9 protein-coding genes, 1 other RNA gene and 2 pseudogenes are annotated in these 12,119 nt (G+C 54.6%); 8 read left to right on the top strand and 4 right to left on the bottom strand.

What is annotated here, in order from left to right; translation table 11 throughout:
• Together ssrA and VNZ65_RS25375 are read left to right on the top strand one after the other, a co-directional pair.
• Positions 1-316: a transfer-messenger RNA gene (gene ssrA / locus VNZ65_RS13565) on the top strand; the annotation flags it as partial.
• 69 nt (positions 317-385) lie between these two features.
• Positions 386-739: a DUF4145 domain-containing protein gene (locus tag VNZ65_RS25375; RefSeq protein ID WP_414649130.1), complete on the top strand. Its 354-nt coding sequence runs from the start codon at positions 386-388 to the stop codon at positions 737-739.
• 337 nt (positions 740-1,076) lie between these two features.
• Here VNZ65_RS25375 and VNZ65_RS13560 read toward each other — a convergent pair.
• Positions 1,077-1,250: pseudogene (locus VNZ65_RS13560) on the bottom strand (integrase core domain-containing protein); the annotation flags it as partial.
• 361 nt (positions 1,251-1,611) lie between these two features.
• On the opposite strand from VNZ65_RS13560, the gene VNZ65_RS13555 reads away from it, so the two are divergent.
• Positions 1,612-2,814, top strand: a complete 1,203-nt coding sequence (locus tag VNZ65_RS13555) for an HAF repeat-containing protein (protein ID WP_325669823.1) — start codon at positions 1,612-1,614, stop codon at positions 2,812-2,814.
• Positions 2,815-3,606: 792 nt separating this feature from the next.
• Here the strand turns inward: VNZ65_RS13555 and VNZ65_RS13550 are convergent.
• Both VNZ65_RS13550 and VNZ65_RS13545 read right to left on the bottom strand, forming a co-directional pair.
• Positions 3,607-3,942 (bottom strand): annotated as a pseudogene (locus VNZ65_RS13550) (integrase core domain-containing protein); the annotation flags it as partial.
• Positions 3,943-4,278: 336 nt separating this feature from the next.
• Positions 4,279-5,292 carry an IS110 family transposase gene (locus VNZ65_RS13545; RefSeq protein ID WP_168231882.1) on the bottom strand — a complete coding sequence of 338 codons (1,014 nt, stop codon included), beginning with the start codon at positions 5,290-5,292 and terminating at the stop codon, positions 4,279-4,281.
• 770 nt (positions 5,293-6,062) lie between these two features.
• Between VNZ65_RS13545 and VNZ65_RS13540 the strand changes: the two genes are divergently transcribed.
• Positions 6,063-9,065, top strand: a complete 3,003-nt coding sequence (locus tag VNZ65_RS13540) for a sensor histidine kinase (protein WP_325669819.1) — start codon at positions 6,063-6,065, stop codon at positions 9,063-9,065.
• 15 nt (positions 9,066-9,080) lie between these two features.
• On the opposite strand, the gene VNZ65_RS13535 is transcribed toward VNZ65_RS13540, so the two are convergent.
• On the bottom strand, positions 9,081-9,713 hold the full coding sequence (locus tag VNZ65_RS13535) for a response regulator transcription factor (RefSeq protein ID WP_325669817.1): 633 nt from the start codon (positions 9,711-9,713) through the stop codon (positions 9,081-9,083).
• Positions 9,714-9,990: 277 nt separating this feature from the next.
• On the opposite strand from VNZ65_RS13535, the gene VNZ65_RS13530 reads away from it, so the two are divergent.
• From VNZ65_RS13530 to VNZ65_RS13515, 4 genes are all read left to right on the top strand, one after another.
• Entirely contained in the window at positions 9,991-10,485 is a 495-nt protein-coding gene (locus tag VNZ65_RS13530) for a type IV pilin protein (protein WP_325669815.1), read from the top strand.
• Positions 10,485-11,060 (top strand): GspH/FimT family pseudopilin, encoded by a 576-nt coding sequence (locus VNZ65_RS13525; protein ID WP_325669825.1) that lies wholly within the window; start codon positions 10,485-10,487, stop codon positions 11,058-11,060. Before VNZ65_RS13530 ends, VNZ65_RS13525 begins: the two co-directional genes overlap by 1 nt.
• Positions 11,061-11,492 (top strand): type IV pilus modification protein PilV, encoded by a 432-nt coding sequence (gene pilV / locus VNZ65_RS13520; protein WP_325669813.1) that lies wholly within the window; start codon positions 11,061-11,063, stop codon positions 11,490-11,492.
• Positions 11,489-12,119: PilW family protein (locus VNZ65_RS13515; RefSeq protein WP_325669811.1), on the top strand; the 631-nt coding region annotated here is incomplete at its 3' end. The genes pilV and VNZ65_RS13515, both read left to right, overlap by 4 nt.

The following is a 12,119-nucleotide window of genomic DNA, read 5'->3' as shown; positions in this document are numbered from 1 at the left end:
CCGAGGACCGACTACCTCGTAAATACAATCGGAATAGATCTAACTGCAAACGATAACTCGTACGCACTAGCCGCTTAATAACCGGTTAGCTCTACACCATCTCGTCCCTGGGGTGGGCTGGTAAAACAGCAGTAGAGTCATTTACAGGGAATCGCTGTTAGCCGGGTTACTTGGCTGACCGTTAAATTTAGGTGACTCGCCTGAACGAAGCGTGTGCGTCCGCGTCGGCTGGGTTAAATCAAATGACAGCACTAAGTATGTAGAACTGTCTGTAGAGGACTTGCGGACGCGGGTTCGATTCCCGCCGCCTCCACCATTACAAACCACCCCAGACCGCCGTAGACCATGTAAATGCTGGGGGTTGCAGAAGCAATAAGGTCTGGAGATGGCTGGTCTGGTCTCCATTTTCGCCCAAATTTCGCCCACGCTCTGCGTGCCGGTGATAGCGTTAGGCATAAACCTATGCGCCATCGCATCAAACACCCTATTGCGGCAGATTCTTGCAAACGGAGCGAACTGTACTAGGCTTGCTGTCTTGGGCATACGCGCATTGCCGGAACATATCATGGTCGAGAAAATTGGCGACCAGGGAAGCTTCGAAGAAAATTTGGCTGCGTTTCATGCCGCTGGGTCTATTTCGTCAGTCCAACGGTCTGCAATGTCGCCTGCTATTCAGGCGGGACATGCCAGCATGCACCGAGCATACACCACCCTTGGACGATGTCATGCATTGTCTTAATGTCACAGAAAACTTCATATTAGCAATTTACATCTACCCAAATCGGTCGGTGCAAATGAGCGTTCCCGAACGCGTCAAGCGGGCAAAAAAAGCAAAAGCGCAATCCAGATCACTACTATCATGATTTCGATTAGAACAGAGTTCCATTCAGTTCGATTTTCTTTTCTTTCACCGGCTTCGGCGCTGGCTGCGCGGTCATCAGCTCAGCAGGATAGAGCTGTAGGTATAACCTAGCACGCTCTGGATCTTGGCAATCAAGCCAATCCTTATATTCTGACAATGGAACAATTACCTTCCCAAGCCCAGAAATCGAGTGCTCTTGATGTAAATTCACAAGGGCCAATTTCTGCTTCGGGGTGATGCCGACGAGCGCCATGTTCGGGCGTTCGTGATTGTAGGTCCAGAGTCATTTCGTAGAAAATTCCTGGACCTCGCTGATTGATTCAAACAGATAATGGGGGAGCCAGTCATATCGAACCGTTCTGTTGTAGCGCTCGATAGCGCTATGTTGTAGCTCACTATCCCTACCATTAATTTCCATTAATAAGTGTTTCCTGAAAACGTATTTGACTTGTCAATTGCGAGAAAATTTAGCGGCCGCCTTTGTTATCAGTCTGCCCGTCTCTGAAAAATCAAACGAGTAATGCCGGAACACTTAATATTTCTTGAAATAAATATTTTTTATCCTAACCTTTCATCACATCTGAGCTTCAGAGCCATTTAAATTTCCTTACGTGCGACTTGCATCATTTTTTTGCGTTAGACAAGGTAGTTTGTAATTCAGTAGATCGTGTAGCCGTCGCTCGACGCACATGGGTAGCTAGTTGTGCGCCCGAGACATTTCCTAATGGATCAACTAAGGGAGCTCGAACATGAATTTCAAAGTAAAAAATGGCCTTTATGCATTGTGCCTCGCAACATCAGCCAGTTTTGGTCTGGTGACTTCAACGGCGCAAGCTGCGCTGGTAGATGAAGGCACACTCTCCGGCTTGCAATGCTCAGGCAGTGGCGTTAACGATAGCGCTAACGTGGTCGGCACTTGTACCAATGGCGTCGGAGTCAACGTCGCCTTTGTGGCGTTGACTCCGGGCACAGAGCAATCGTTGCCGCCGCTGACTACCGGTCGCAATTGTTCTGCTGGCATGATATTAAATAATGGCATCATCGAAGGTTCCTGCGTGGATGCTAATGCCGTACCGCGGCCAGTCGTTTGGTTGCCACCCTACAGTTCCGCCACCATACTGCCGCCGCTGGCCGGAGCGGTCAGGAGCGGCACCACTGCGATTAATCAAAATGGGGTTAGTGCAGGCGTCAGCATCGATGCAACAGCCACCGCACTGCCTGTGATCTGGCTGACGAACTCTGGCGCAACGGCTCTGCCGGTGGGCTTACTGGGGCTGGCCAGCACCAACTGCAGCCCGTCTGACCTCAGTGATACCAGCGGTTCTGCCCAGCCCATCGTGGTCGGTAATTGTCCGAATGGGAACGGAACCTCAACCCCAGTGAAATGGACCTCTGGACTACTCGGCTACTCTGCAGCGCAGTTAGCCTTGCCATCAGGCGCACAAGCATGTGCAGTTAGCGAAGTGAATCAGGCCGGTCAGGCGATGGGAAGCTGTTATTTTAGCGCGACCTCTGCCCCCAATACTGTGCAATGGTCAGCATCAGGAGTGCCTAAAGTGCTACTCACGGTGGCTGGCAGTGCGGTACGTAATACTGGTGTCGACATGAATGCTAGCGGTCAAATTTCAGGGGTGTATCTGACATCAGCTGATTTTGTGCAGCCGTTCTTCTGGGATCCGAGTACTGGCACTAATGCGACTGCTATCCCACCTCTGAGCGGCGGTATGCGCGCAAGTGTTAGCGGAATAGGCGACAACAGCGAAGTAGTGGGTACCAGTGAAGTGACTAGTGGTGACAGCCATCCCTACATCTGGACCTCATTAGCAGGCACGGTTGATCAGGGCACCTTGGGCGGGAGTAACGCAGGAATTCGCAGCGTCTCGAAAAGCGGTAATCATATAACCGGCAGTAGCGAGGTCACCGGCGAGAAATCGCACGCGTTTGAACAGTAACCATAATCCCTACGATGGCAACTGGGTCAATCGAAAAACATGAGGTAATAAATCCGTAGCGGTAGATCCGTTTCGGCCGAACTGGGGCTAGCCCCGACTTGTGTCAGCGCCCCGTTCAGCACATGAGTAAATGAAGAGGAGAAAAGAAATGCAAGATAACCATAACCACCCATCTCTGCCCCATGCGCAGCGCAGCCCCACAATACCACTAGGCCAAACATTGCTGACGAGAGATTCGCCTAGACCAAAATCTCGCTGTTGGCACAGAGTAGTCGCAGTGGGATTATGCATGGTAACAATTATTGCCGCCGCCAAACCCGAAGTAGGCGATCCCAACAATTTTAGTCGAGACGCCTACACAAGTGATGGCCCCATACAAAACGCGATCGTCGACGCAGCGAACGCCACTGGATCCTGGGTGACGGGAGCCGTATCAACGGTTGGGTGCTCGCTAGGTTTAGGAGGGTGTCCCGCCCCCCCACCACGGAGGGAGAGTTCTGCATTGTGTACCAGCAATGCCTTCGGTCTAGCGGGCCTGGCAGATAAAGCAGAAGAGTTAGTAGCATATGCGTTCGGTAGCGCGAAGGAATTTAAGTGCATGGATTAGCCCCCAGCCGCATCCCCTTCCCTGCTGATCATGACCCGCAAGTTATTTGTTGCTACGCATGATGAGGAACATGCCTGTAATGTAAAGTAAATGCCGAAAATCCGTGCCAAAGTATATGTGGGCCTGGAGAACCGTGATCTACTTGGATTTGCTGGGGCATTTTCAGAGTTAGATTTTGGCCGTTATCAACCATGCTGTGGGCCGTAGAGGCCCGCAGCATGGGAAAATTTTGCCGGCGACCGGCCATGGAGAGCCGTGTGAGGGCGACTCACGTTGCAGTCCCGTCGCCAGGCTTCGATCATCATTTTTGCTTCTTCCAAGCTTTCGAACCAATGCAAATTCAGGCCATCGTCCCGGAAGGATCCGTTAAAGGTCTCGATGAAGCAATTGTCGATTGGCTTGCCGGGCCGACTGAAATCGACGCGCACCCGATGATGATGCGCCCACAAGTCCAGCAACCTGCCGGAGAACTCGCTTCCATTGTCAACAAACAGATAACTCAGCGCTTGCCTACATGTCACCCAATCAATTCGAGGCGGAATACGCACTACAAGCGACTTGAATTTTTTACTTCCCCTGGTCCAGTTGCAGGGGTTCATATATGGACGCCCTCAATTTGCAAGTGGTAATTCGGTTTCACGGTGAAAGGTTAGATTGCATCCATATATTCGGTCTGCTGGCAGAGCCAGCGCCCTAATGGAATTTGCCGGTTGATGCCTCTATCAGTCCAACGGACTTGTTTGTCCCAGAACCCCTCAGGCTTGATCAACCGCGGTCTTACCAATTTCGCCATTACGTCGAGATACCTCTGCAATCAAAGGTGGGTTACTTGAGCAACATTAGACCGTAGCCAATGCTTAAGCCTGGCAAAAAGCCCTATCTTTTGCCAGGAGGGCCCACGCTATCCTGGCATTTTTGTTTGCCAGCGCCACAGCAACGACATTTTTGTGGCGCCTGGTCAGTATGTTGGCGAGCCAGCCCTTGTATTGACCCGGATGCCTGTCGGCGTAGCGAACGACCGCTCGGCCGCCATGGATGAGCAGCTTGCGTAAATAGGTGTCGCCGCGTTTGCTGATTCCGAGTAATCGCTCTTTACCGCCAGAGGAGTGCTGTCGCGGAACGAGACCGAGCCACGCTGCAAATTGCCGCCCGTTGTGAAATGTTTTTGCTTCACCGATGGTGGCGACTAATGCCGTGGCCGTCAGTGGGCCGATTCCTGGAATCTGCTCGAGCCGCCGACTTTCTTCGTTTGCCAGATGCCAGCGTCGAATCGCATTCTCAATCTCTTGTGCAAGTCGATCAAGATGGCGGAAATTATCCAGCAAAGTTTGGAACAATTGAATCAGAAATCCGGGCAGAGCATTGTGCATGTCAGCCAGTATTGACGGCAGCATCTTCTCGATATGAACGATCCCTTGCGGCATAACCATGCCATATTCGGTGAGCAAGCCGCGGATCTGGTTGGCTTGTGCCGTGCGAGCCTTCACCGCACCTTCCCGTGCCCGATGCAACGAAAGGATGGCTTGCTGTTCAATCGATTTCACAGCAACGAATCGCATCGTCGGTCGCGCGACCGCTTCGCAGATGGCTTCCGCATCGCGCATATCGCTCTTGTTGCTCTTGACGTAAGGTTTTACAAATTCTGCTGGCATCAGGCGAACCTGATGGCCGAAAGCGGCCAGCTTACGCGCCCAGTGATGCGCGCCGCCGCAAGCTTCCATGCCAATTAGCGCTGGTGGCAATTTTGCAAAAAATGCGGCCATCTCGGAGCGACGCAGTTGTTTGCGTAGCACGAGTTGTCCATGCCGATCCACACCGTGAACCTGAAACAGGTTCTTCGCTAGATCAACTCCTATCGTGTGCGCTTCCATGGTGGACTCCTTGGAGGGTTGAGAAATCTCAACTTTAAACCTACCGCTCTTGAGAGAGGGCGTCCATACCATTAGTCCCAAAGTGGGTCAATTTTGGATGCATGTATGGCCCCGACACCTTTTGCAAGTTCTTTTTGTAACGTTGAAACGGTTTGCGTGTATGTATCCGGCTTGCGCATGGGCGAATGTCTGATACGTGCCCGCAGCCTTGATGGGATTCGCACACTCATTCTTGAACTCTTTGGCCTTATGCGAGGATTTTATTACTTGGATGCTTGAAATACTCAAGGATGCCTTCCTAAGAAACACACCCTGATTGCGGTAGATCCCGGGGGCAATGCGAATCCAAATTGCGCGGCACGACGATGAGGCTGCTTGATGACGCGGTCCCGATATTGTTGCTCATAATGGTCTGCGCCAGGATCCTGGTGGTGCTTGCCATATCGCTACGCCTTATAAAACAGGGTGACGATTAGACGTTGCAGGACGGCCGTGTGACGATGGAAATGGCCGGCCTGCGCAGGTTCAGATGCGGTAGAGTCGATATACATGGCCTCGGTTCTGCCTGAGGAATCCACTCCAGGGCATAGAGATTGCTTGGGTTTCTCGAAACTTTATATGAATATTGTCTTGTGGAAATTTCAAGATGCTGATCTTGGCGGACGGGCGAACAGGAACTGAGGTTATCGAGACATGCCAGCATCAAGCGCTACACAACAACTCGTCGGAACACTCTCGTTCATCCGAGGGGGAAAGCAATGGGAGCCGTAATGGCGATGACCTTGCGCTGGACCAGTCAATGGCTTGTGCTGTTATGGCTCATATGTTGCCCACTGCGGGCGTCAAGCCAGCAACTGCCGTTACGCTATTACAATCAGACCGATGGCTTAGGGAATATGGCGATAACCGCCCTGGCGCAGGAGCCTGGCGGTTATATCTGGATCGGTACGCAAAACGGCTTGTTCCGCTACGACGGGGCACGCTTCCAGCGCTTTGAGCTCAGCGGCAGCGCGGCCGCTCTGTATATAACCGCGCTGCATGTCGACGGCGACGGCCGCTTATGGGCCGGTACGAACGAAGGCTTGTACCTGTGGCAGGGGCAGCGTTTCTTGTCGATCCAGCCCGGAAATATCCAGTTCACGCTCGATCAAGGGCGGACCTTCGCAACCCTTGCGCCGGATCGTCTGTTGCTTATAAGCAGGGACCGGTTATGGCTGGTGCATTCTGAGGATCATGGCCATTCCTGGCAGGTGCGGGAATATTTCGAGACCGCGCAACTGTTGCAGCATCCCGAGATGGGCAGCCTTTTCAGCATCCAAGTCGGCCAGCATGGAGAATTGTGGATGGGGTGCACGCGTGCGTTGTGTCATTACGACCAGGGAAAACTGACTGTCCTGGGCAAGGAAAGCGGTTTGCCTGCTGAAAACTGGCGCTCCCTTCTGCTTGATCGGCAACAACGGCTCTGGGCGAGCAGCGAGCAGCATGTATATATGCTGCCGCCCGGCGGCCATGTTTTCCAGGACCGTTCGCCAGACCAACGCGGACAGAAAAAGGCGAGAGGCCTGCCATTCCTGGCGGAGGACAAGGAGGGCCGGATTTTCAGTCGGCAGGACCAAGGCGTCATCCGATGGAACGGCAAGCGCTGGGAATCCTTTGGCGAGTCCAGCGGACTGATTGTAGGCGGAGGAATCGACTCTCTCCTGGTTGACCGCGACGGCGGTGTCTGGTTCGGGTCGCTGGGACATGGGCTGGTGCACTGGATAGGCTATCCGACTTGGGAAAACTGGACCACCAAGCAAGGCTTGCCCAACGACGTCGTGCTGTCTTTCTTGCGCGACCGGGAAAATCTGCTGCATGTAGGCACCCGTTCCGGCTCCGCGATACTGCAGAAGGATGGATATTTTTCCGTTTCCCCGGAAACCTATGGCGGTACCTCCCATCAATGGTCCAGCATGGCTGAAGATGCCAGGGGCAACATCTGGGCAGGCTCGCTGTCGGGTCTGCTGGTGCGCCGCGGGCGCGGTGCCGGAGCGGACGTGAAGTTCGCCCGGCTACCCTCGATCAACAGCCTTTTTTTCGATCGGTCGGGGCAACTCTGGATTGCTACCGATGTCGGCATTTACAGCATCAGGCAACCCGAATCGAATCCGACTCCGGTAAAGGTAGCGGTCACGGAGTTTCCTTTCATGGAGGAAATCAACGCATTCCAGGGATGCCAGGGCGGGACCGGAGTGCTGTGGTTTGTCACCGATAAGGGATTGCTGCGTTTTGACGGCGCGCATTGGCGCAAATCACGGCCCAAGCCGTCCGCGCAGGCTTTCCAGCCTAGCGCTATCGCTTGCACCCGTGGCGGAACATTGTGGCTGGGTGGTGAAACAGGAAATGTCTGGCGTGCCGACGAGCAGGGCGAGGCGCTGGAGATAAACGACATTACACCCTCCTTACTGCAGGATCAGTCGGTGACGGCGGTGTTTGAAGACAGGCGTGGCTGGTTATGGGTATCGACGGATGCCGGAGTCGGGGTATGGAATCGCCAGCAATGGCGCTTTTTCAACCATGAAAGCGGGCTAGTCTGGAACGACACTGACCTGAACACCTTTTATGAGGACAGCGACGGCTCGATGTGGGTGGCGACCAGTGGCGGCGCTTCCCATATCTTGCGGCCGGAGTCGCTGTTCGCGCCGCTGCAGCTGGATGTACTGGTGGAAAGCATTGCCCGCGACGGCGACGTTTCTGTCCGCGACCGGCCTGTCCGTCTGCCGTGGAGCTCCGGCCCGCTTACTTTCAAACTAGCTGCACTGTCATACCAGAATCGCGAGACCCTCGTTTTTCGTTACCGGATGCAGGGCCTGGAGCCTGACTGGTCCAAGACCGGCGTCCCGGAGCTGCGCTATGCGGCTTTGCCTCCTGGCCGTTATCACTTTCAGGTCGCCGCCGAGAATCCAGCCATGCATGCTGTTTCTCCGCAAGTGGATGTCGAGATCGAGATACTGCCTCCATGGTGGGGAACAAAAATTTTCTATTCTGCCTGCGGCGCGCTGTTGATGCTGCTGCTGTTTTTAATCCATCGCTATCGCGTAAGCAGGCTGGTCGCCCGCCAGCGCCTGCAGGAACAACTGGCACGTGAGCGCGCGTTTGAACTCGAAATGTCTCGGGAAGAAGAACGCAAGCACCTGACGCGCGAAATTCATGACGAACTCGGGCAATATCTGTCGGCATTGCGCATGGGCGTTTCAGTGGTAGGGATGGAATTTGGCGGCAAGAATCCGTCGCTGCAAGGGAAAATGGAACGCATGATAGCGCTGGTCGACAGCACCATCAAGGTAGTGCGCAATGTCGTTTCGTCGCTGCGTCCGTCGGCTTTGGATATGGGGATCGTATCGGCGCTGGAATGGCTGGCCGAGGAGTTTACCGGGAATACCGGCATCCCATGCAGCCTGGATGTGTGCGAAGACAACATCGTCCTGGATGATAAACGGGCAACCACCATTTTCCGTATCGCGCAGGAATCGCTGACTAATATCAGCCGCCACGCGAACGCGAGCCGGGTCGACATCAGCCTGACGAAAAAGGAAAAGCATTATGTGCTGGAGGTGCGCGACAACGGCAAGGGGTTTGATACCGGCCTGCGCAAAAAGAAATCATTCGGCCTGATCGGTATCCGCGAGCGCACATCCATGCTCGGGGGCGAGGCCTTCATTTATAGCGTGCCCGGCGTCGGCACCACGATCCGGGTGTCGATTCCTATCGCCGATGGGTCGCTGAATCGATGAAGGCAGGAGCGGCTACTACTCGATCAGATTGTAGGTAACCGCGTAGCGCACCAGCTCGGCATTATTCTGAAATTTCATTTTTTGCATCAGCCGCGCCTTGTGGGTGCTGACGGTCTTGTTGCTGATCGACAGTTCTTCAGCAACCTGGTTGACGCTTTTGCCGCGCACCAGCAAGCGCAGGATGTGGAACTCGCGATCAGACAGAAGTTCATGCGGCGGACGCTGATCCGGGCTGCTCGATTCGAACACCATCTGTTCCGCCAGTTCAGGATCGATGAATCGTCCTCCCGCGACTACTTTGCGGATAGCGAGCATCAGAGTTTCCGGCTTGTTATCCTTGGTCAGGTAACCGGAAGCGCCGGCCGCCAGGGCGCGGCGTGCAATCGGCAATTCATTGTGCATGCTGAGCACCAGGACCGGCGGATAAGATTCATGCGCACGGATGCGCTGGATAAGATTGATGCCGCTGACGCCGGGCATGGTCATATCGAGCAGCACCAGATCGATACCGCCAGCATGCAAGGCATCGAGCACTTGCCCGCCGTTGACAGCTTCGCCAACCACCGCCACCTCTGTGCCCAGCGCAAACAATTGTTTCAGCCCTTCACGCATGATCGTGTGATCGTCGGCGATCAGTATTCGTATCATGAATCCCTCAATTCATTGTTGACAGAAATGCCGGTCCGGATCTTTGCGCCCTGATCCGGCATTTGCGGAATAGCCGTTTTTCCCTGTCATTATCGCGCACCTGCGGCAGGCATAGGCTGCCTTTTCTGCATCGGTTCCTGCCACAGATTCTACTCCCTGTATTTGCCCAACCTTTTGCTCGATTGCCATGAGACCTCGGGCGGTAACGCCCGGTTTATGTCGGGGGAGGGGGAAGGAAATCCTTACATCAAGTTCAGGATATGACGATATTTCCTCCGTGAAAGAATTGCTACCCTTACGCCTGTTTGACTTGTTCGTAAACATCACATCAGAAGAGAAGGTCGGCATGGCAAGCAAAGGTTTTACCTTAATCGAACTGATGATCACGGTCGCCATCATCGCGATCCTGTCGGCCATTGCCTATCCAAGCTATACCGATTATGTATTGCGGGGCTATCTGGTGGATGCCACCAACGGCATGGCTTCCGGGCAGGCGCAGCTGGAGCAGTTTTATCAGGATAACCGGACCTACGACCCGCAAAAAAACGCCCCTTGTCCAGGCGCTACAAAGAATTTCCAATTTAGCTGTACCGGCGACGCCACGAGTTATTCAATCACAGCCGCCGGCCAGGGGGCGGTGGCTCTTTTTACCTATACCTACACATACACGCCAGCTGCAGGGCTGATAAAAGCCACCACGGCAACGAAACCGGGATGGGGCGGTGCATGCCCCCAAGCCTGGATCGTCAAAAAAGGCCAGTCATGCACGTGATGCCTCTCTCTCTGGAAGAGCGGGGGTTTAGCCTGATCGAGCTGATGGTCACTATTACCTTGGCTGCAATCATGATGGCGGTCGCCATACCTTCGTTCTCCAGCTGGATCCAGAATACCAGAATCAGGTCCACTGCCGAGGCGTTGCAAAACGGCATACGGCTGGCAAAGACAGAGGCGGTGCGGCGCAGCCGGCTGGTCGATTTCCGGCTGACCGCAGTAACGCCGCCTGTAAAAGATGCCGCAACCTCCAAGAGCGGCAGCAACTGGTACGTGCAGCAGAACGACACGTTTCAGCTGGCCACCGATTCCAGCGATGCGAACTACAATCTTTTCATCCAGGGCTCCTCGCTGTCTGGCACGAATGCCAATGTCGTTATTGCCGGCGACGTCGATACGTTGACTTTCACCAGCCTTGGGCGCCTGAACAACAGCGGCGCCGCCCCCTATAAATTTGAGATCAAGGGCGCGAGCAGCGGTAGCCGCAATCTCAGAGTCATCGTCACGCAAAGCGGCCAGATCCGCATGTGCGATCCTCAGATTACTTTGTCCAGCACAACTCCGACAGGTTGCTAAATGATGAACCAATCCCTGCAGCGGCAAGGCGGTTTTACGCTGATCGAGGTCCTGATTGCGATCCTGATTTTTTCGTTCGGCATCCTGGGTTTGGTCGGCCTGCAGGCCGCAACCATTAATAACTCCATCAGCGCCGAAGACCGCAGCCAGGCAGCACTGCTTACCGACAACCTGGTTGCCATGCTGTGGAGCAAAAGCAAACTGGTTAATAGCAGTTGCGACCTGCTATGCGCGGCTGATGGCGGCAATGCGAAAGACTATACCAACTGGCAAAGCAAGGTGCAGACGGCGTTCCCGGGCGGCAAAGGCGTGGCGACGCTGGATCCCAGCAATCCCGCGTTGGTCAAGATCAGCATTACCTGGACCGCAGCCGCCAAAACCGCCGCCGCGACAACCAGCCATAGCTATAACACCGAGGTAGTGGTGCAATGAAAAAATCATTCAAATGCGCCTTGCCGCCGATGCGCCCGCAATTTCAACGCGGGCTGAGCCTGATCGAACTGATGGTGACGCTGGTTATCGGCCTGGTGGTGTCGCTGGCGATTTTCAGCGTGATGTCGGTCAGCGAAGCGCGTAAACGAAATACCACCGGCGCGAACGACATGAACCAGAACGGCGCTTTCGCGCTGTATCAGCTGGACCAGGCGATCAGGAGCGCCGGCACCGGATTTTCCCAGCAGTACACCTTGACCTTCGGCTGCGCGATCAATGCCAGCAATAGCGGCAAGGCAGTGATTCCGCCGGCTACGTTGCCGAGCCCGTTTTCCAGCCTGAAGGCGGATATCGGCGGTGCCTTCCGCATGGCGCCGGTGATCATCTCGCAAGATCCCAACGGTAAGCTTTCCGATAATCTGATCGTGATGTCCGGCTCCGCCGGCTATGGCGAGATGCCGATCGAGTCGACCAGCGTCCCCACCACCAGCCCGAGTGCACAGCTGCACCTGTTGAATACCCTGTCTTTTGCTGCAGGTGGAGGGCAGCAGCTGCTGATGGCAGAGCGTTCCGGCGACAGCACCGGATCGCTGCCGGCATGCTTGGTCGAATCGGTTGACAACACCT

This window comes from Collimonas sp., from assembly GCF_035566555.1.
Classification (GTDB): Bacteria; Pseudomonadota; Gammaproteobacteria; order Burkholderiales; family Burkholderiaceae_D; genus Collimonas.
Note: the sequence above shows the minus strand (reverse complement) of the source record. Positions and strands in the feature narration are given on the sequence as shown.

What these genes read in the sequence shown, in the direction of transcription:
- VNZ65_RS13545 (WP_168231882.1), bottom strand. Translation starts at nt 5,292, where the DNA reads ATGGAAGCGCACACGATAGGAGTTGATCTAGCGAAGAACCTGTTTCAG.
- VNZ65_RS25375 (WP_414649130.1), top strand. Translation starts at nt 386, where the DNA reads ATGGCTGGTCTGGTCTCCATTTTCGCCCAAATTTCGCCCACGCTCTGC.
- VNZ65_RS13535 (WP_325669817.1), bottom strand. Translation starts at nt 9,713, where the DNA reads ATGATACGAATACTGATCGCCGACGATCACACGATCATGCGTGAAGGG.
- VNZ65_RS13555 (WP_325669823.1), top strand. Translation starts at nt 1,612, where the DNA reads ATGAATTTCAAAGTAAAAAATGGCCTTTATGCATTGTGCCTCGCAACA.
- VNZ65_RS13540 (WP_325669819.1), top strand. Translation starts at nt 6,063, where the DNA reads ATGGCGATGACCTTGCGCTGGACCAGTCAATGGCTTGTGCTGTTATGG.
- VNZ65_RS13525 (WP_325669825.1), top strand. Translation starts at nt 10,485, where the DNA reads ATGCCTCTCTCTCTGGAAGAGCGGGGGTTTAGCCTGATCGAGCTGATG.
- pilV (WP_325669813.1), top strand. Translation starts at nt 11,061, where the DNA reads ATGATGAACCAATCCCTGCAGCGGCAAGGCGGTTTTACGCTGATCGAG.